This is a genomic window from Parabacteroides caeci, from assembly GCF_023656795.1.
Taxonomy (GTDB): Bacteria; Bacteroidota; Bacteroidia; order Bacteroidales; family Tannerellaceae; genus Parabacteroides; species Parabacteroides segnis.
In genome coordinates this window covers 68442-88635 of the sequence record NZ_JAMOKT010000011.1, presented here as the reverse complement: position 1 = coordinate 88635, position 20194 = coordinate 68442, and the positions used below count along the sequence as shown (strand labels likewise).

19 protein-coding genes are annotated in these 20194 nt (G+C 43.8%); 14 read left to right on the top strand and 5 right to left on the bottom strand.

Translation table 11 applies throughout. From position 1 onward, the window contains the following. Nucleotides 1-25: 25 nt before the first annotated feature. Nucleotides 26-370 (bottom strand): HU family DNA-binding protein, encoded by a 345-nt coding sequence (locus NBH15_RS07895; RefSeq protein WP_250822396.1) that lies wholly within the window; start codon nucleotides 368-370, stop codon nucleotides 26-28. A gap of 309 nt (nucleotides 371-679) precedes the next feature. On the opposite strand from NBH15_RS07895, the gene NBH15_RS07890 reads away from it, so the two are divergent. The 5 genes from NBH15_RS07890 (at nucleotide 680) to NBH15_RS07870 (ending at nucleotide 8110) form a co-directional block, all read left to right on the top strand. Further along, on the top strand, nucleotides 680-916 hold the full coding sequence (locus NBH15_RS07890) for a DUF4248 domain-containing protein (protein WP_128132921.1): 237 nt from the start codon (nucleotides 680-682) through the stop codon (nucleotides 914-916). 25 nt (nucleotides 917-941) lie between these two features. Next, nucleotides 942-3305: a DUF3987 domain-containing protein gene (locus tag NBH15_RS07885; RefSeq protein ID WP_250822395.1), complete on the top strand. Its 2364-nt coding sequence runs from the start codon at nucleotides 942-944 to the stop codon at nucleotides 3303-3305. Between the two features lie 508 nt (nucleotides 3306-3813). After that, nucleotides 3814-7236, top strand: a complete 3423-nt coding sequence (locus tag NBH15_RS07880; RefSeq protein ID WP_250822394.1) for a DUF6383 domain-containing protein — start codon at nucleotides 3814-3816, stop codon at nucleotides 7234-7236. Nucleotides 7237-7533: 297 nt separating this feature from the next. Beyond that, complete coding sequence (locus NBH15_RS07875) at nucleotides 7534-7788, top strand: hypothetical protein (RefSeq protein ID WP_048315109.1); 255 nt, start codon at nucleotides 7534-7536, stop codon at nucleotides 7786-7788. Next, nucleotides 7778-8110, top strand: coding sequence for a type II toxin-antitoxin system RelE/ParE family toxin (locus tag NBH15_RS07870; RefSeq protein ID WP_048315111.1), 333 nt, complete (start codon nucleotides 7778-7780; stop codon nucleotides 8108-8110). The genes NBH15_RS07875 and NBH15_RS07870 overlap by 11 nt, the downstream gene beginning before the upstream one ends. Nucleotides 8111-8151: 41 nt before the next feature. On the opposite strand, the gene NBH15_RS07865 is transcribed toward NBH15_RS07870, so the two are convergent. Genes NBH15_RS07865 through prmC form a run of 3 tightly spaced genes read right to left on the bottom strand, consistent with a single transcriptional unit; the run spans nucleotide 8152 to nucleotide 10155 of the window. Beyond that, nucleotides 8152-8838, bottom strand: coding sequence for a ComF family protein (locus tag NBH15_RS07865; RefSeq protein ID WP_199676186.1), 687 nt, complete (start codon nucleotides 8836-8838; stop codon nucleotides 8152-8154). Beyond that, the gene (locus NBH15_RS07860) at nucleotides 8822-9310 is read right to left on the bottom strand and encodes a regulatory protein RecX (protein WP_250822393.1); all 489 of its coding nucleotides are present in this window, start codon (nucleotides 9308-9310) and stop codon (nucleotides 8822-8824) included. The genes NBH15_RS07865 and NBH15_RS07860 overlap by 17 nt, the downstream gene beginning before the upstream one ends. Next, nucleotides 9298-10155, bottom strand: coding sequence for a peptide chain release factor N(5)-glutamine methyltransferase (gene prmC / locus NBH15_RS07855; protein WP_244050749.1), 858 nt, complete (start codon nucleotides 10153-10155; stop codon nucleotides 9298-9300). Before prmC ends, NBH15_RS07860 begins: the two co-directional genes overlap by 13 nt. A gap of 54 nt (nucleotides 10156-10209) precedes the next feature. Between prmC and ribD the strand changes: the two genes are divergently transcribed. The 9 genes from ribD (at nucleotide 10210) to NBH15_RS07810 (ending at nucleotide 19818) form a co-directional block, all read left to right on the top strand. Next, nucleotides 10210-11271 carry a bifunctional diaminohydroxyphosphoribosylaminopyrimidine deaminase/5-amino-6-(5-phosphoribosylamino)uracil reductase RibD gene (gene ribD / locus NBH15_RS07850; RefSeq protein ID WP_250822392.1) on the top strand — a complete coding sequence of 354 codons (1062 nt, stop codon included), beginning with the start codon at nucleotides 10210-10212 and terminating at the stop codon, nucleotides 11269-11271. Between the two features lie 64 nt (nucleotides 11272-11335). Then, a complete protein-coding gene (bamI, locus tag NBH15_RS07845) occupies nucleotides 11336-12772 on the top strand; it encodes a BamI family beta-barrel-assembly machinery protein (RefSeq protein ID WP_199676187.1) in 1437 nt (478 codons plus the stop codon). Between the two features lie 79 nt (nucleotides 12773-12851). After that, nucleotides 12852-13571: a type IX secretion system protein PorG gene (gene porG / locus NBH15_RS07840; RefSeq protein ID WP_250822391.1), complete on the top strand. Its 720-nt coding sequence runs from the start codon at nucleotides 12852-12854 to the stop codon at nucleotides 13569-13571. An 8-nt stretch (nucleotides 13572-13579) separates the two neighbouring features. Next, nucleotides 13580-14323, top strand: coding sequence for an undecaprenyl pyrophosphate synthase (gene uppS, locus NBH15_RS07835; protein ID WP_244050750.1), 744 nt, complete (start codon nucleotides 13580-13582; stop codon nucleotides 14321-14323). A gap of 14 nt (nucleotides 14324-14337) precedes the next feature. Continuing rightward, on the top strand, nucleotides 14338-17010 hold the full coding sequence (bamA, locus tag NBH15_RS07830; RefSeq protein ID WP_128132926.1) for an outer membrane protein assembly factor BamA: 2673 nt from the start codon (nucleotides 14338-14340) through the stop codon (nucleotides 17008-17010). A gap of 124 nt (nucleotides 17011-17134) precedes the next feature. Further along, nucleotides 17135-17650, top strand: a complete 516-nt coding sequence (locus tag NBH15_RS07825; RefSeq protein ID WP_007654951.1) for an OmpH/Skp family outer membrane protein — start codon at nucleotides 17135-17137, stop codon at nucleotides 17648-17650. A gap of 69 nt (nucleotides 17651-17719) precedes the next feature. Further along, nucleotides 17720-18223, top strand: a complete 504-nt coding sequence (locus NBH15_RS07820; protein ID WP_186959104.1) for an OmpH/Skp family outer membrane protein — start codon at nucleotides 17720-17722, stop codon at nucleotides 18221-18223. Nucleotides 18224-18304: 81 nt separating this feature from the next. Further along, nucleotides 18305-19138 (top strand): glutamate racemase, encoded by an 834-nt coding sequence (gene murI / locus NBH15_RS07815; RefSeq protein WP_128132927.1) that lies wholly within the window; start codon nucleotides 18305-18307, stop codon nucleotides 19136-19138. Between the two features lie 11 nt (nucleotides 19139-19149). Then, nucleotides 19150-19818 (top strand): M15 family metallopeptidase, encoded by a 669-nt coding sequence (locus NBH15_RS07810; RefSeq protein WP_250822390.1) that lies wholly within the window; start codon nucleotides 19150-19152, stop codon nucleotides 19816-19818. On the opposite strand, the gene NBH15_RS07805 is transcribed toward NBH15_RS07810, so the two are convergent. Then, complete coding sequence (locus NBH15_RS07805) at nucleotides 19815-20183, bottom strand: YccF domain-containing protein (protein ID WP_007654943.1); 369 nt, start codon at nucleotides 20181-20183, stop codon at nucleotides 19815-19817. The two genes, NBH15_RS07810 and NBH15_RS07805, sit on opposite strands and share 4 nt — an antisense overlap. Nucleotides 20184-20194: the final 11 nt, after the last annotated feature.

The window sequence follows — 20194 nt, the reverse complement described above, 5'->3', positions numbered from 1 at the left end:
AAGATTGAAAATTAAAAATTGAAGATTACTCAATTTCCGGGCGGTCGCTTCCGCCTTCTTCCGGCGCTTCCGGCTCCTTGCCGATGCGTTCGAGGCTTACTTTTTCGATCATGGCGCGCAGCTTATCGCCGGGGGTGAAGATGATTTTCGGTTTACGGATCATGTTGGCTTGAAAATCTTTTTCTTCGACTGTTCCGGAACTACCGATCGACAACCGGAAATTACCTAGTCTTCCAAGTTGAACTACTTCGTTGCGGAGTAAAGCTTCTTCCATCGCACGAATCAGGCCGAGAACAACCAGTGCCACGTCGCCGTCGCTCGCTGTGGAACGGTCGGCTATCAATTCACAGATGGAGTCGAAATCCATCATTCCGCTCACCGGAGCAGATGCGTAATAACGTTTCGCATCTGCCGTCGCTCCTTGGGTAAGGTCTTTTTTTCAAGACCAGTTTGTACTTTACTGACATGCTGTTAAATGTTTAAGGGTTAGTGTAATAAGAACTTGTTTCTGAACTACATTGCAAAGATAATACAGGCTTTCTCCTTCATGGGAGGCTGCGGGATGGTGCGTAATGTTCAGTATGTATTTTTTATTTGATAAATATTCGTCTTTTGCGGAACAACGTATTGATATAATGCTTATATTGTGGTGTGTTAATATTATAATTTATAAATAATTATGGAAGACAAAAAAATAGAAGTTTCTCCCTGGAGGAGAGCCTATGGCGTAACGGAATTCGCCCAACTGTATTTTCCCGGTCACACGCCGGTCGTTGCCTATAAACGTATGTGGGAATGGATACGCACCTCCCGCGGCCTGAAAGCCAAGCTGGAAGCCGCCGGATGGGTAAAATTTCAGAAGCTATACACACCAAAACAGGTCGTCGTCCTGGTAGAACACCTGGGCGAACTCTGAAAATGTTTAATTTAATTATAAATCCATGGATTTAGAAAAACGACAAACTGTTGAATGTACGTTGTATTTTTCGGCATTCGACACGCAAACGTTGATGTTAACCACCCTCGAACGCTACATTGCTGACGTCAGAAGCGGAAAACACAAAAAAGCGGTAGAAAAAGTGCAAGCCTATTTAGCTGCCAGTGAAAATGAAAAAGCCGAAGCCGGCAAGAAGAGACTCCCTCTGCTGGTACCCGGCGGAGCGATGGCCGGAGGCCGTAAACTCGAACATATGGTTCGTTACTCCGGTTGCATCTGTATCGATCTTGATGATGTGCTGTTGCCACCTGAGCAAATTCTCGGCCAGGCTGTGCAACTCGGTTATGTGAAAGCCGGGCATATCAGTCCTTCCCATACGGGAAACAAACTCTTCGTGCTGGTGGACAGCGATCAGGAACATCATCTGCAAGCATTCGAACAGGTACGGGCGATGATCGAGAAAGACCTCCCTGGTGTAACGGTGGATATCTCCGGCAAGGATGCCAACCGCGGTTGCTTTGCCAGCTATGATCCGGATGCTTTTTATAAAGAGGTGGCCGAAGTGGTACATGTCCCGCAGGAAACGGTGCTGGTGGCGAAAAAGGCTCCGGCTGTCCGTGCGTCGTCCTATTCGGATAATTCTCTGTCCAACTACATCGACAAATTTGAAGCAAACAATCCTTTTGCCGGTGGCGGCCGTCATAGCTTCGTGCTCAAATTGGCTTCGGCCTTGAACAGTGCGGGGTTCGATGAAAACGAAGTGATGGCCGAATGCCTGTGCCGTTATGTAGAACCGGGCTTTGCGGAGAAGGAAATCCGGGGCATCGTCGCAGACGTGTATCGCCGTTATCGCTCGTCGCACGGCAGCAATCCCTGGTGTCCTCCGACGGCTTCTTCCGGACAAAAGAGTCTCACGAGTCTCACAAGTCTCACCCCCATTTCTGAAAATCCGACTACAGAGGGTGATTCGCCTCTAGGCTTTGATATTGATCCGGATGAAGTCGGTTTGCCTCACTTCGACAGAGCGATTTTGGAGCGTTGCCCCGGACTGATTAGTGAGATTCTGAAGGTGGCTACCGACGACCGCGAATACGACTTGTTGCTCCTCTCTTCGCTGACTGTACTGAGCACCATCATGCCGGGTGTCAGCGGCATGTTGAAGAATCAATTGTATAAACCGCCTTTCTATACCTTGATCGTCGGTCCTTCCGGAAGTGGCAAAGGGAGCATCAATGTTGTCCGTAAGCTGGCTGATCCCTGGCAAAACTATGTGTACGACGTTTCGAAAGCACAAGTGAAGGAATACGAGGAGAAAAGAGAGGCATCAGACAACTACAAGGCGCAGGTACGTGCCGCGAAAGGTAAGAAGCCGGCCGGCCCTCCTGTCGAAGAGCCGGAGCTGGTTCGTCAGAAGCACCTGCACATGAGTGGTTACACGACGACGGCGCGTATGATCGAACAGTTGGATGTGAATAGCCCTTATGCTTCGTTTTTGTATGAGACGGAACTTGAGTCGGTCAATAATACCATGGCGCAAGAGTTCGGAGGGTATAGTTACGTCTTGAACCAAGCTTTCCAGCATGAACGGATCAGCTGTTCGTCGAAGACCAACGGGACTTCTTATATCGAATTTCCCGAACTGGGTTTTCTGGCAACAGGTACTCCCGGCATGTTGACAAAGCTGATCCCTTCGACCGAGAGCGGGCTATATAGCCGCATGTTGATTTACCGCATTACCGGCCGTAGCGAATATCAACCGCTTACGTCGGCCGACGATACGCTTTGCAGCTTGCGTTATTTTGAAAGGCTGGGGCAACAGGTGCTTGACATGGCGGTGCATTTGGAGAGTTCGTCGACTTTTGTCTCTTTTTCCGACAAGCAGCGTAAAAGACTAGATCGTTTCTTCGAACGTGAATATAATAATGTACGTGTATTTGGCAACAACGACATAGCCTCTGTCGTGTTGCGCCATCGCCTGATCGTTTTCCGCATGGCAATGACGTTGACGGGGATCCGTAAAGGTGAATCGCGGAATACGGACGGTAAAATCGAGATAGCGGACGACGATTTCGAGATCGCTTTCCATATCGGGAAATGCTGCCTGCGTCATTCGTTGCTGGTGAGCACTTCGTTGAAGCATAGCGACACGGAGCAGCATTACAAGTTGCCGGATGCGCAAGTCGACCTTTTTGAGGCCATGCCGGATGAGTTTAAAACGTCGGATATACTCGAAGAGGCTCGTGTCCGCGGAATTAGCCGTGCGAGTGTGTTCCGTATGTTGAAAAAAGCACAGGGGTATGGTCTACTTCTTTTAGTATCAATCGGTTACTACCGAAAGACGGAAAAAGGCAAAAATGTCAAGAAATGAAAAAGGGGGGTGAGACTCGTGAGACTTTTGAGACTCATCGGTATTTCACGTTCTAAAAACGGCCTTTTTCAGAACGGGTAGTTATCGCTCCGAAAACGAGTAGGCATCGGGGTTCTGACGGGTAGGCATCCGTTGGAAAGGTATTAGGGAAAAACGTCTGTTTTACCGGATTCCAAAAGTGCTTATATCGCTTGAATATTAATCAGTAGATGGGGAAAAGTGAGTGACTAAAAAAAAGGTTCCTTTTTTCTCGCCAGCAAAATTACGACATTCTTTTAAACCACCAATCTTTTTCCGAATATTTTTTTCTTTTCTATGTCCTTTCTTATCAATACAATAACAAAGTTAGTACAAAAATCATCCTTTTTCATACGAAAGCAAAAGATGGGGAAAAACGTGACTAGAAAAAAGGAACGTTTAAACTCGTCATTTAACAATTTGTGACATTTTGACGTGTCCTACGGATAGAACTTTTATAACACTATTATTAATATTAAATTTATTGATTATGAACAAAAAGTTTTCTACTCTTTTGGTCGGCGCGTTGCTGGCATCAAGTGTTGGAGCTTTTGCACAGGATGGTACAACGCCGACAACTACGGCGAAGTTTACTACTAGCGCTTTTAGCGATAATGACGCTGCGCTTTCTGTTGCAAGGTATTATGCATTGAAGGATGCCGATGACCAATACATCGGTGTTCAACCTTCTTCTGATGGGGGTACTTTCCAGTTTAAATCTCTTGTAGATACAGAATTGGATAATTTGGCAATGGTTGACTCTTTCCTTTGGAAAATAACAACGGTAACTGTCGACGGTGGTTTCACTCGTTTTAGTTTGGAAAACAAAGCAACGGGTGTTATTTTCTCATTTAATAAGAGTAATGCTGTTCTTGGTTCAGTTGCTGCAACAGCTGCATCTAAAACAATCGGTGGTGTAGCACAGTGGAAATGGTTGGATAGCCGTTTCGGTACTAATTTAAGTGATACTGATAAGACTTTTACTGTGGACTATGCCAACGGTGACTCTGTAATGGCTGTGAAGAAAGCTAGCGATGGTGTACTTTACGTGGCTAAAGATCACAAGAAAAACGCAGGAAACTTGGAGGCTCTCAAAGTCTCTGTAGTAGAACCGGGTTCATGGGTAATGAGTGCTGTTGACCTGAATACGAAGGGTGACGCTGTTAAGTACATGCAGTTGACTTTCGATGGTTCTGCTGCTACTGTTGCTAACAACCCGTTCGCTGACAAATATCAGGTTCAGACTATTGCAACTAAATCTGAAGCTAAAAAGTTTGAGCTTAAAGTAAATAATAATGACGGTAAGACAACTACTGATGCTCCTGATACAGACTGGTTGCTTTTGAATAAGATCGGTACTGACGGTAAAGTATCTAACAAGTTTGCTCACGTAGATACTTCTTACTTTAAGAGTAAAGGTGAAACTTATAAAACTTATAACCCTATTAAAGTAAGCTCTAATGCTAAGTTGGTAGAGACAGGAAAAGATATTCTGGGTGAAAACTTACCGATGGATGCTTTCCGTTTCAAATTTACTAAGGACCTGATGACTGATTCTATTAAGATCGAATCACAGGGTAGCTTCATAGAATTAAAGGAGGCAAACACTACTGCTGCTTGGTTGAAGACTGACAAAGTGACTTTCTGGTCTATGCATACTGAAAAAGCAAAACTTTACAGTACTTTGGATACAGAAAAAGCTACAGATGCTAAAGATAATACAAGGTACACAGTTCTTTCTCACTGTACATTGGAAGGTGAAACCAGCAAGGTTGTTACATTCTATACAGATGACAAAGGCAAAGCAGAAGATAACTATGTAAACTTGTATGCTAAAGCTGACGGTATCAGCGATGACTTTATGAGTATTCCTGCTGGTGTTTATAAAATTCAGAATGTGAAGACTAAAGAATTCTACGGTGTTCATATTTATACAACAGACTCTGTTGCTGATTGGACTGGCAAAGCTGCTATCGACAATATGGAATTTGACCATATACCGGCATTCCAGTGGGTTGTTTATAAGACTGATCTTTCTTCTGACGAACGCGAACTGGTTTCTCCTGTCTTTATCGCAAACCGTGAATTTGTTAAAAATGGAGACGGTACGACTGTAAATACATTTAATGCTTATCAATTGAGAAAAGGTGAAAACTATGATCCTCACAAATTGATCGGTATGTTCAATGGTGTAGAAGTTGAATTCATCCCGGTTGCAGCATCTTCTGTAAGCAACAAATATCTGGGTTATAAGAACTTTACAAATGCAGAGTTAGAATTCAACGGTTATAACTTCAACTACTGGCATCCGTATGCTCAGGATAGATATTTGAATGTAAACAAAACAGATACTATCTTGAATGTATTGACTACTGATGCAGGTCGTTTCACAATCGAAGGTACTACAACAAATGATGTTGCATACGGTTATACTCCGTCAGCAGCAGCTAAGGCTCAGATCACTGGTTTGGAACAGTTGTATAGACGTGCTTATACTGTTAGCTTGGATGGTAAAGCTATCTATCAGAATGCAGAAGGTCAGTTCGTTGTAACAAAAGATGCTGCAGAAGCTGATACAGAGGCTAGCTTCTATTTCAAAGAAAACAATGAATTTGAAAAAGCTGGTGAAACAGTTTGCTACTATGCTCTGATTGCTCAGAACATCAACACAAAAGCCGGTGTACGTCAGAATGACGACAAAGCTCTGTTACTGTCTGAAGTATTAACAGAAATCAGTACTGCTACATTTGATATCCAGGAAGATAACCTGCCTCTGTATCGTCGTTTCAATACACAGTTTGAAGGTGTAGAAGAAGGTGATGCTAATCTGGATGCAGCTAAGTTGTTGAAGTTCCACGAAAGATATGTAAACGATTATTTGATGGACGAAACGAATCCGTTCTTCAAACGCGAAGGTATGGCTTATCTGGGTATTGCAAGAGCTAATGAAGTTGCTTCTGATGCTGGTTTGTCATTCAAGGTTAGACCTTACAATATCGGTAAATCTCCGAAATCAGCAATTAAACCTCAGTATTTGATTATTGTGGCAGAAGGTGAAACACCGGCTAAAGATGCTATCATATGTAAGGAAGATCACAAACATTACGATGTAGCAGCAGGTGAAGAAACTGATGATCCGATGAAATGTTTCCATACAACTCCTGCTGTAAAAGCTATCAACCGTTACAAACTATTAGTAAGCTTCGCTGATTCAACAGATGCACAAGGTGTAGCAGAAGATGAAAAGCTGTATACATTCGGTAAATATGCACGTGTAGGCTTTACTGACGTAGCAGAACAGGATAGTGTAATGTATATCTTAGGTAATCAGTTTGCTACTGTTGAAACAGAAGATCTGAAGATCGAAGATATTCAGGCTAAAGCTGTTAAGACTATCGATATGAAGACAGACGTGAAGTCGGATGCTCATAAGGACTATACTTGGTCATTCCGCTTCATTGATCCTGAAAAGGCTCTTGTAGCTGAGAAAGAAGAAGATCTGGCTTTCTTGATCGAATCTGACAATGGAGATAATAAAGAAATTGCTCCTACAAAAGGTGCTTGGATCAAGAACCAGAATAACTGCTTGGTACTGTCTACAAAGGATGCTAAGTTCGAAAATGCAAAAACAGGTGGTGACAATGCTTTGATCTTTAACATTGAAATGGGTTCTGAAGACGATATGGCTACAGAAAATGAAGAAATCTCTACATCCACAGTATCTGTATCGGCTGTAAACGGTGGCGTAGTTGTTAAGGGTGCTGAAGGCAAGACAGTTGTTATCACTAACGTTCTTGGCCAGACAGTTGCTAACACAGTAATCACTTCAAATGAAGCTACAATCGCTGCTCCTGCAGGTGTAGTTGTAGTAGCTGTTGAAGGCGAAGCTGCTGTAAAAGCGATCGTTAAATAAGAAGTTATTTTATAATTAAATAATTAATTCTAAATAATTTACCGCGCATCGTAGGGGCGGTTCGCGAACCGCCCTCACAGTAAGTACCCCGTGAAGGGCGAACAAGCGGTAGATATTAATACTAAAGTAATGAAATAAAGTTCTTCTGTTCTACCTCTGTGAAGAGTGAAAACAGACACAAACAAAGCCCCGGTTGGATTTCCAACCGGGGCTTTCGTGTTTTTATGAATAAAGACTTAGCATATTGTGAAGTTTTATCTTACCTTTGTGTTATAACTAAAAAGAAAGGATGAAAGTATGAGTAATACAATACAATTGCAACAGTCGGTATTACAAGATGTAGCATCTTTGCTAGATGACAATGAGGCCATGAAGAAACTTCAAAAATATCTCCAGCGGCTCAAAAGCGAGAGAGTGGCAAAAGAAGAAATGTCTGCTAAAGAAAAAGAGGAAATCTTGGATGATATCAGGGATGGATTGCGGGAACTAAAGTTGACGAAACAGGGGAAACTGAAAAGTCGTCCCGTAGAAGAACTGCTCAATGAATTATAGTATTGATACCTTGCCAAGCTTTGACAAAAAGGTCAAGAAGTTGGCTAAAAAGTACAAATCGTTGAAAAGCGATCTTCGGGAACTTGTTAAAGAATTAATGCAAAATCCCACTGTCGGTGCCGATTTGGGCAACGGTGTCCGTAAAGTGCGCATGGCTATTAGCGACAAAGGAAAAGGTAAAAGCCATGGAGCACGAGTAATTACTTATACTACAATTATTAGCGTGGAAGAAGGTATAATCACTCTTCTCGCCATTTACGACAAAGCAGAGCAAAATACTATTACCGAGAAAGAAATCTCTCTCTTGTTGAAAGAAATTTAATTTTGTTTACAATTCCTGTGTGGAAATTCACCTTGTTTTTTTTACGCCATCGCTATCGCCAGCACGCTCACCTGTACTCCCGGGATCGTCAGCAGTGCTTCGGCACATGCTCCGATGGTCGATCCGGTGGTGATGACATCGTCGATAAGGAGGATGTGTTTTCCTGCCAGGACTTCGCGGTCGACGACAGAGAAAATATTCTGCATATTCAGCCAACGGTCGTAAGTCTGTTTGTGCGTCTGTGTTTCTGTCTCTTTTGTGCGTCGGAGGCTGGTGGTGTCGATCGGGAGTTTCAAAAGGGTGTTGAGGCCGCGGGCGATCCATTCGGACTGGTTGTAGCCGCGCTGTTTCCGCTTTTTGGGATGGAGCGGGACGGGGAGGAGAAGGTCCGGGCGGTCTGACAGGATCGCTTTTTGATACCTCAGGCCGGCCATACGTCCCAGGCGGAAACCGATCTCACGGTTGTCGTGGTATTTCAGGGAATGGATAAGCTGTTGCACATGGCCACCTTTTTCGTAATGCAGGAAAGCGGCTGCATGGTAAACCGGGACTTTTCCGCCGAACAGGTAGGTGGCGGGGTTCTCTTCCAGAAAATTGTGTCCTGTACGGGGCAGGTCGCAAAGACATTTCAGGCAGATATGTTCTTCCCCTCCGACGAGAGGCATCTGGCACAGCATGCAGAGCTTAGGAAAAAAGAGGTGTAGCAGGTCATTAAAAATCTTCCTCATAATCGTTCCCGTTGAATAATTGTTTCAGACAACGGGATGCTTCCCGGCTTTCAAAGCCACGGCCGGCAGCAAAACGGAGAAGTTTGATGTAGATATCCCGTTCATCTTTGCCTTTGGTCGATTTCTTTTTCGCCTTCAGCAACGATTGGAGGATATCGGCATATTCTTTTTCGTCTATCCCTTCCAGCGCTTCCGAACAGATGGGGGCAGGGATATTCCTTTTTTGAAGTTCGTATGCGATTTTGATGCGTCCCCATTTGTTGAAACGCAGTTTGTCGTTTACGAAATAACGGGCGAAACGATGTTCGTCAATGAATTTTTCCTGGAGCAGACGTGCAATGATTCGCTCGCCTTCCTCTTGGGAGAGGCCGGCGGCTTTAATCTTTTTTTGTACATCCTGGATGCAGCGTTCGGCAGTCGAGCAGTAAGCGGCTGCGCGGCGTAGCATTTCGGGTTCGGTTATCTGTTCCATGTCTGTGCCTTTACGAAGCGGTCTTTACCCGATAGGTCCTGTATCAGTTCCACATTCTTGAATTCCATCATGCGCAGCATATTTACCACGGCTTCGCCCATCTGTGCGTTGATCTCGAAATAGAGGTAGCCTTTCTTTTTCAGTTTCTGTTCGGCAAAGCGGGCGATGTTATTGTAAAACAACAACGGGTTGTCGTCGGGTACGAACAGTGCTAGCGAAGGTTCGTAATCAAGCACGTTTTTCTCCATTTCCGCTTTTTCCTTCTCCATGACATAGGGAGGGTTGCTGACGATGACATCGAATTCATCTTCTATGGAATCAGCCGTTTTGGATGGCTGGAGGATATCTTTTTCGTAGAAAGTCAACTGTACGCGGTTGATCCCAGCATTTCTTTTGGCTATTTTCAACGCCTCCGGAGAGATGTCGAGTGCTGAAACCTGTGCTTTCTTCAGTAATTTTCTTAAAGTGATGGCAATGCAGCCGCTACCGGTACCTACATCCAGGATGTCAATACTCTTTTTGGCATAATCGTGTACGATCAATTCCACCAATTCTTCCGTTTCCGGACGGGGGATCAGCACTGACGGGTTCACTAGAAACTCAAATCCGTAAAAGTCTGTTTTACCGAAAATATATTGGATCGGCTCATATTTTACCAATCGTTCTACGATATTATAAATCTGTGTCTTCTCCTTCTCAGATAATTCTTTATCTTTGCAGAGTAAGAATTGGTGCGGCTGAATATCGCAAACGCGTTCCATTATCAAACGAATGAATGCTTTAATTTCACTTGGCGGATAATAATCTTTGAGCGTATTTTGTATATAGGCGACAGTCCCAGTCATATCAATTTAATTTTAATGCAAAAGTAATGCAAAAACCATTTATAAGCAAAGAAAATGGTCGAGGTTGAGAATAAATATATGGCTCGTTGTATTTCACTAGCCCGTGGCGGAGCGGGCAATGTGGCACCGAATCCGATGGTTGGAGCCGTGATCGTGCATCAGGGTAAAATTATCGGAGAAGGCTATCACCGGAAATATGGCGAAGCGCATGCCGAGGTGAATGCAATCGCTTCGGTTCGTGATGAGTCTTTGTTGAAAGAGGCTACGATATACGTAAGCCTGGAACCCTGTTCGCACTATGGGAAGACACCTCCCTGTGCGGAGTTGATCATAAAAAAGCGGATACCGCGTGTGGTGATCGGGTGTCTGGATCCGTTTCCGGAAGTGTCGGGAAGAGGGGTACGGATGCTGCGTGAAGCAGGTGTGGAAGTGGTAACCGGTGTGATGGAAAAGGAAGCCCGGGAGTTGAACCGGGTGTTTATGACTTTTCAGGAAAAGCGGCGGCCTTACATTTATTTGAAATGGGCGCAGAGTGCGGACGGTTTTATGGACCGTGGGCGGACGGATAATACCTCACCGGCTGTCGTATTGTCTTCACCGGAGACGATGCGCAGGGTGCATTCTTTGCGGGCGAATGTGGCGGCTATCATGGTCGGGACGCAGACGGCTTTCCTGGATAACCCTTCGTTAACGGTACGGCATTGGGCTGGAAACTCACCTGTCAGGGTGGTGCTCGACCGGACTTTACGTATTCCCTCGCATTATCATTTGTTTGACGGAACAGTGAAAACACTGGTCTTTACTGCCGGAAAAGCGGAAAACGGGGAGAATGTGGAGTATGTCACCCTCGATTTTTCACAGCCTGTCTTGCCGCAGGTGATGCACGAATTGTATATCCGTAAATTAAATTCGTTGATGGTGGAAGGGGGAGCTGTGCTTCTTGAGCATTTTCTGGAGGAGAATTTATGGGATCAGATATTGGTTGAAACAGCCCCTGTCAATCTGGAATCGGGTGTAAAAGCACCGGATTTGAACAGGGTGGCATCTTTGTCGTTAACGGACGTGAAAAAAGTTCAGAACCACGTAATCACTGTTTTCTCACGGAAAAATCAGTGAGCGAAGTAGTTTAACGGAACTAAAATATTATAAATATTAGCCGATATTGGGAATAAAGCAAAAAATGTTTCTACTTTTGTGGCTTTATATGCAACAAACTTATTTTTGGATGAAAAATAGAATAGTACTATTTGTAGCGGGATGTATTGCATTGTTTCTGTCTTCTTGTCTGAATTCAGACGATCAGGAGTATGAGATACCTAAGGATTGTCAGATAACTTCGTTTTCTGTGAAGAATGATTCAATTCTTGGTGTCAAGGTGGATACAGTGAAGTTTGTGATCGATCAGGTAAACGGACGTATTTTTAACCCGGACTCTCTGCCGTTTGGTACAGAGGTCGAGAAAGTTATTTGTACAGTGTCTGTAGCAACGGGCACCTATACAATCGAAGTGACTCAGGATGCTTTGCCTGACTCTACTTTTTTCTGGAATAGGGAAGACTCTTTGGACTTCTCCAAACCCGTTAAATTTGTAACTGCCGCATACGACGGTATTACAAAGAAAGTGTATAACGCTCAAATAAATGTTCATCAGGTGGTGCCCGATTCCATGAGTTGGGAACTGTATGATTCTAGCGTTTTAGGATTCCCAGTGAAAGAACAAAAAGTGGTTACATGGGGTGAAGAGAATAATGAATATTATTATATGTACGTACAGGGAACTGATGCAAGCAAAGGATATTCATTATATAGTTCTTCTGTTTCCGATGCAAAAAGCTGGACGGAAATGACATTGAACGGTCTGCCGGCTGGTGAGGTTCGTCTTTCTCAGATGACTGAGTATGAAGACGCTTTATTTGTGCCTACAACCAAAGGGGCGCTCTATTGCTCTGTTAACGGACAGGACTGGACGCTTGTTGAGCAGAATTACTCTGTGAAAACTTTATTGGGTGCGATTGAGGCTGTCAATGATGGTAGTCTGAAACAACCTTCGTTCTTGTCTGCTATTGTTGATAATAACGGAGTGTTGAGTTTTGCTTCTCTAAATAATTTGAAGGAATGGCAGCTTGGTGAAGCTGTTTATGACAACTTCCCGGTTACAGGTTTTGGTTCGCTGGCATCTTATTCGACCAGTAGTAAACAAAACAATTTAACAGTGGTTGCTGGAAAAGACAAGAACGGCAAACTGCTAAATTCAGCTTGGAGTACCATGAATGGTTATCAGTGGGTTTTGTTGACCGATATAGAATCTGATTATTTTGATAAGAGAGAAGGCGTAATGCTTTCTGCTTATGATGATAAGTTCTGCCTGATAGGTGGTATTGGTGAATCGAATAAAGCATTTAAAGATATTTATTTCTCCATAGACAGAGGTGTGACATGGACATTGTCGGACACGCTGACTGTGATGCCGGAAGATTATAAAGCGAGAGGTTTTGCTTCCGTTTTAGTGGATAAAGAGAATTTTATGCTAATTTTCGGCGGTAAAGAGAATAATAATGCAAATGATCTGGACCAGATCTGGAAAGGCCGTATAAACCGTTTAGGTTTTAAGGATTGAGAAAGTTCGTGGAGGAAAGTATAATTTTAGGAAGAATTTAGCGTTAGAAAAAGAGGTGTAGAACATAACAGCATTGCATATGACTTCAACTTTTTTTCAACGGATTCTTATACTGATACTGATGGCCGGCTCATTTACCGGTCTCCACGCACAGGAATATAAATATGAAATAGGCGGAATGGCCGGTGGCGCTTACTATATGGGGGATGCCAACAAGAATGCTTTCTTTAAAGGAATGAATCCGGCAGTGGGAGCAGTATTCCGTTATAATGCCAACTTCAGATGGGCTTTCAAAGGCAATCTGATGTGGGGACAGGTTTCAGGCAGCACGGAAGGACTGGAAAATGTTTTTCCGGACAATGCGCAGGCATCGTTCAGCCGTAGCCTGGTAGAACTGGGCGGACAGATGGAGTTTAACTTCTTTCCGTACAGTGATAAATTTGCTTATGCAGGGGCGAAGCGCTTCACTCCTTATGTATTCCTGGGATTAGGAATTACATACGGAACAGGTAATGAAGCGTTTTTCGGACCGAATATCCCGTTAGGGGTAGGCGTGAAGTATAAGATCAAGAACAGGATTAACCTGGGGTGCGAGTTCTCGTTCCGTAAATTGTTCGGAGATAAATTCGATGTTACGAACGGGGATAATGCAATACTGGATAATCCGTATCAGATAAGTGGCAGTTTCTTGAAGAACAAAGATTGGTATTCATTTTTACTGCTATCTGTTACCTGGGACTTCGGTCCGCGTAACAGGCCATGTAATAGTATAAACAGCAACAGTACGTTTAGATACTGAGAAACACTATGTCATTGATAGAGGAAATAGACAAAGATCGCTTGCCGCAACATGTGGCGATTATTATGGATGGAAACGGACGTTGGGCCAAAGCGCAAGGGAAAGACCGGAGCTATGGACACCAGGAGGGCGTTATTTCCGTACGTAAAGTGGTAGAGGCGGCAACGACGATTGGACTGAAGTACCTGACAGTGTACACATTTTCGACAGAAAACTGGAACCGGCCTGAAGCGGAGGTGAAAGCGTTGATGAGCCTGCTCGTCTCTGCCATCCATCGTGAAACTCCGGATCTGATGAAAAATAATGTACGTCTGATGGCGATCGGTAATTTGGACCGTCTGCCGGAGGATGCGCACGCAACGTTGCTGGATTGTATTAAACAAACTTCTGCTAATACGGGAACTACCCTGGTATTGGCTCTTAGTTATTCTTCCCGCTGGGAAATAACAGAAGCTGTCAGACAGCTCGCCGTCCAAGTACTGGAAAAGAAAATAAACCCCAACGATATAACCGAGACAGTGGTCTCGGACCACCTGACGACCAAAGGCATTCCCGATCCGGATCTGCTGATTCGAACCGGAGGAGAAAAACGCATCAGTAACTTTCTGCTGTGGCAATGTTCGTATGCGGAGTTCTACTTTACCGATGTTTTTTGGCCGGCATTCAGAGAAGAAGAGTTGTATGAAGCTATATTGTATTACCAGCAACGTGAACGCCGTTTCGGTAAGACAAGTGAGCAATTAATCTTATAAACAATAGCTGTTATATGTACAAAAGAATAGTGCTGTTTTTTATTTTCCTAGGTTTTGCCTGCGGAGCATTTGCCCAGGAAAGTGACACTACCCAGGTTGAAGTACCGGCAGAAGTGCCGGTCATTAATTATTCGTCGACGCCGAAGCGGTATAAGATTGCCGATATTAAGGTGACGGGTATTAAGAATTATGATGATTTCGTGTTAATCGGTTTCTCCGGATTATCGGTAGGTGACGTGGTAACTATCCCCGACGCCGGAGGTGAGATTACAACAGCGGTAAAGCGTTTTTGGAAACACGGATTGTTCTCGGATGTAAAAATCCTGGCAACCAAGATTGAAGGTGACCAAGTTTGGCTGGAAATTCAGTTGAAACAACGTCCCCGTATATCGGAAGTAAATTATCATGGTATCAAGAAAGGAGAGAGGGAAGACCTTGAGGCCAAGTTGGGTTTGAAGAAAGGTTTTCAGGTGACTCCCAACCTGATGGACCGTGCAAAGATCGTTATTCAGAAGTTCTTTGACGGCAAAGGTTTTAAGAATGTAGACGTTGATATTGTACAGCGTGACGACTTGTCGAAAGAAGGTGAGGTGATCGTTGATATTAATATCGATAAGAACGAAAAGACAAAGATCCACCGTATTTACTTCGAAGGTAATGAAGCTCTATCAGCAAGGGACTTGAAGAAGGCGATGAAGAAGACGAATGAAAAGTTCAGTCTTCCGAACGACTGGAAAACCAGTATCTTGGAAGCATTCAGTACAAAGAAGTTCACTACAGAAGAATACGAGAACGATAAGAATAATATTATCGCTAAGTACAACGAACACGGTTATCGTGATGCAGTGCTGCTATCGGACAGTGTTGTCAACTTTAATGAAAAGAAAGTCGACATCTTCCTGAAGGTAGAAGAAGGTGATAAATATTATCTGAAAGATATACGTTTCGTGGGTAATACACAGTATGCCTCTGATTATCTGGAAGCAATCCTGGGTATGAAACCGGGAGAGGTGTATAACCAGAAGAAGTTGAATGAACGTTTGACGACAGACGAAGATGCAGTTTCCAATGTGTATTATAATAATGGTTATATCTTCTTCAGTGCCGACCCGGTAGAAGTGGATGTGGATAACGACTCTATCTCTTTGGAAGTACGTATTCAGGAAGGCCCGCAGGCTACCATCAACCGTGTAATTATTAATGGTAACGACCGTTTGTATGAAGATATCGTACGTCGTGAGCTTCGTACCAAGCCAGGTATGTTGTTCAGCCGTGAAGACTTGATGCGTTCCGTTCGTGAAATTGCCCAGATGGGACATTTCGACCCGGAAAATATGGAGCCGAAGCCGATACCTGATCCTGATAACGGAACTGTAGATATCCAATATAACCTGACATCGAAGGCAAACGACCAGATTGAGTTCTCGGCCGGTTGGGGACAAACAGGTGTGATCGGTAAGTTGAGTCTGAAGTTTACGAACTTCTCCATGAAGAACTTCCTGAACCCGAAAACTTATAAAGGTATTATCCCGCAGGGTGAAGGTCAGACATTGACATTGAGCGGACAGACTAATGGTCGCTACTATCAGGCTTATAGTATTTCATTTATGGACCCGTGGTTCGGCGGAAGACGTCCGAATACACTTTCTGTAAGTGCTTATTTCTCCAAACAGACTGATATCAGTAGTAACTACTATAATAACAGCATGTCGAATTATTTTGGGGGATATCCTTATTACGGAAGCAGCATGTATGGCGGTTACTATGGTAATTATGGCGGTTATTATAATAATAATTATGAATTGGCATACGACCCGGATAAATCTATCATGATGTTCGGTCTTTCTGCCGGTTACGGTAAGCGTCTGAACTGGCCGGATGACTATTTCCAGTTTATGGCTACATTGAATTATCAGATGTATATCATGCATGACTGGGCATACTTCCTGGTGCAGAACGGTACTTGCCACAATGTAAACCTGGAATTGATGTTGCAGCGTAACTCTATCGACAACCCGTTGTATACTCGTAGCGGTTCACAGTTCTCTATGTCAGTCAGTGCTACTCCTCCTTATTCTTTATGGGACGGAAAGGATTATGCTAATATGTCGGACGATAATCCTGATAAGTTTAAGTTTATCGAGTATCATAAATGGAAGTTCAAAGCAAAGATCTTCTCTCCGTTGGCTCCGAGAGCGATCAAACGTACACCGGTATTGATGACACGTGTTGAATACGGATTCCTGGGATCTTACAACAAGCACAAACGTTCTCCGTTTGAAACATTCTATATGGGTGGTGACGGTATGAGTGGATATTCCAGTACTTACGCGACTGAAACGATTGGTTTGAGAGGTTACGAAAATGGTAGTATTGCCGGTAACGGTGGATATAACTCTTACGGTTATGCTTACTCTCGTTTGGCAATGGAATTGCGTTATCCGTTCCTGTTGGAACCGTCTTCTACGATTTACGGTCTTGTATTTGCTGAAGCAGGTAATGCATGGCGAGATTTGAAGAGTTTCAATCCGTTTGACTTGAAACGTTCTGCCGGTGTCGGTGTACGTATCTTCTTACCGATGATCGGTTTGATGGGTATCGACTGGGCGTATGGTTTCGACAAGGTGGATGGACAACGTAGTGCAGGTGGAAGCAACTTCCACTTCATCATCGGACAGGAGTTCTAATAATAAACAATGGATTAATTTAAAATTAACAATTCATCGTCAAGCGTTAACCATAATTCGTTGGAACAAAGTAAACCCTCTGCTATATTTGCAGTCAGAGAGTGAAACTATAAAAAGAAAGCGTATGAAGAAGATTATTGTTTTGAGTTGTATGATGCTCCTTTGCTCTTTTGCCGGTATGGCACAAAAGTTTGCCTTGATAGATATGGAGTATATACTAAAAAATATTCCGGCTTATGAGATGACGAACGAACAGTTGAGCCAGGTATCGAAGAAATGGCAGAATGAGGTGGAAGCTATCCAGCAGGAAGCACAAAACATGTATAAGACCTATCAGAGTGATTTGGTATTCCTTTCTGCTGAGATGAAAACGAAGCGTGAAGAGGAGATTGTGAAGAAGGAGCAGGAAGCACAGGACCTGAAACGTCAGTATTTCGGACCGGAAGGCGAGTTGTACAAGAAGCGTGAAAGCCTGATGAAGCCTATCCAGGATGAAATCTATAATGCCGTAAAAGAGATTTCGGAAGACAAGGGGTATCAACTCGTTGTTGACCGTGCTTCGGCGATGAGTATTATTTTTGCTTCTCCGAAGATAGATATCAGCAATGAAGTGCTGTTAAAGTTAGGATATTCAAAATAAATGCTTACATTTGTGCGCTTTATGCACAAAATAACATGATTGATTAATAACAATAATATTTTATAGAAAATGAAGAAACTGATTATTTTTTTGTTGATGATCCTCCCGTTAGGAGTTTTTGCTCAGGAAGCAAAGGTGGCAATTGTTAATTCGCAGGAAATTATGATGGCTATGCCGGAAATAACTGCTATGCAGGAAACAATGAAGCAGATGAATGACAAATATGCGGGCGAAATGAAGACGATGGAGGATGAATTCCAAAAGAAATATACAGATTATATCGCTCAGCAGGATTCAATGACTGAAAACATCAAACTGAGAAGAACACAGGAATTGGAAGATATTCGTCAGCGTGTTGAAAACTTTACACAGGTTGCACAACAGGATATGAATAAAAAACAGCAGGAATTGTTGGCTCCGATCCAGGATAAGCTTAGAAATGCTATCAAAGCTGTAGGTGATGAAAAAGGCTATGCTTATATCATCGATAACAATCCTGGTATCGTACTTTATACCGGCAATGCTGCAATCGATGCTACTCCGTTGGTAAAAGCTAAATTAGGCTTGAAATAATAGATTCTAATTAGAGATATAACAAAGGATGCCTTTCTATGGAGGGCATCCTTTGTTGTATTATATAAAGAAGGAAGAAATATGTTTTCACAAAAAGCAGGACCTATTGGGATTTTTGACTCTGGCTATGGTGGATTGACTGTCTTTGATAAGATTCGCCAGGCAATGCCTGAGTATGACTATATTTATCTGGGCGATAATGCACGTACACCTTATGGACCACGTTCATTTGAGGTGGTTTACCGTTTCACCCGCCAGGCCGTAATGAAATTGTTTTCCGAGGGGTGTCAGTTAGTGATTCTGGCGTGTAATACGGCATCGGCAAAAGCCCTGCGTACCATTCAGCAGCGTGATCTGCCGGACTGGGATCCTGCCCGCCGTGTGTTGGGAGTTATTCGTCCGACGGTGGAAATGATGGATCAGGTCAGCATTACAAAACATATAGGTATTCTGGGGACAGCCGGAACAATATCTTCACATTCCTATTCACTGGAGATAGAGAAAATGTTTCCTCATATCACTGTGACTGGAGAGGCCTGTCCGATGTGGGTTCCATTAGTTGAGAACAATGAGTTCGGTTCTCCCGGTGCGGATTATTTTGTACAAAAACATCTGGATCATATTCTGTCAGTCGATCACCGGATAGATACGCTGGTACTGGGGTGCACGCATTATCCGCTTTTAATCGGCAAAATCAGACAGTATTTGCCGCAGGGGATAACCGTCTTTGCGCAGGGAGAATACGTGGCAGAGAGCCTGAAAGATTATTTAAACAGGCATCCGGAAATGGACTGCCGACTTACCCGTAGCGGAGAATGCCGTTTCCTGACTACGGAGTCTGCCGCGAAATTCTCGGAGGCAGCCTCAGTCTTCCTGAATGATCCGATAGAAGTGGAGCAGATATCTATTGATTAAAAAAGAATCCGATGAAGTGGCCGAAGCATATATTCCTGTTAGCGGTACTGTTTGTTTGTGCCTGTGCCGATGCGGAAGAACTGGATACCTATCTGCGCAATAAAGGACTGGTCGATATCTCTGCACAGGATTCTACCATTCGTGTACAACTGGTTTATGCAACTCCCGATAATTTTATGGGAGAAGCTGTTTACTCCGGAATCACACGTGCCTGGCTTCATCCGGATGCCGCCGGGAAACTTGTGGCCGCTCAACGGCTGTTGAAAAAAGAAAATCCCGACCTTACGCTGGTTGTTTATGATGCGGCCCGACCGATGTCCGTACAACGTAAAATGTGGGCACTTGTTCGCGGAACCGATAAGGTGAATTATGTCAGTAATCCGGCTAATGGCGGAGGATTGCATAATTATGGAATGGCGGTAGATGTTACTATTTTTGATAAAACAGGCGCTCCCCTTTCTATGGGAACGCCATTCGATTTCTTTGGCGAAGAGGCTCATACGAATAATGAAGAGGTTTTATTGGATGCCGGGAAAATAGATCGCACAGCCTATGATAACCGGCGTTTGCTTCGCCGGATCATGAGAAATGCCGGGTTCCGCATCATTCCTTATGAATGGTGGCATTTCAATGCTTGCAGCCGGGCAGAAGCCCGGCAAAACTATCCTGTTTTGGATTAGTTGATATTCTTACCGAAAGGAGTCAGGGCAAGGGCTGCCATCTTGAAATGTTGCCTTCCCCAGGGGATACCGATGATGGTGATGCACAGCAGTAACCCAAATCCCAGGTGTGTCAGGCAGATCCAGAAACCTCCGAGTATGATCCATAGAATGTTCATGATAATGCAAAGGCAACCTCCGGAATTGCCGTTATCCGTAACCGTGCTGCCAAAAGGCCACAAAGCCAGCAGAGCCAGTTTCAATGTCTGTAGTCCGAATGGAATGCCGATGATCGTAACCATCAGCAGGAGGCTTGAAACCAGATATTCAATACTGGTGATCAGTCCGCCGAATATTAACCAGATGATATTACCTAAAAATTTCATACTTGCATGAT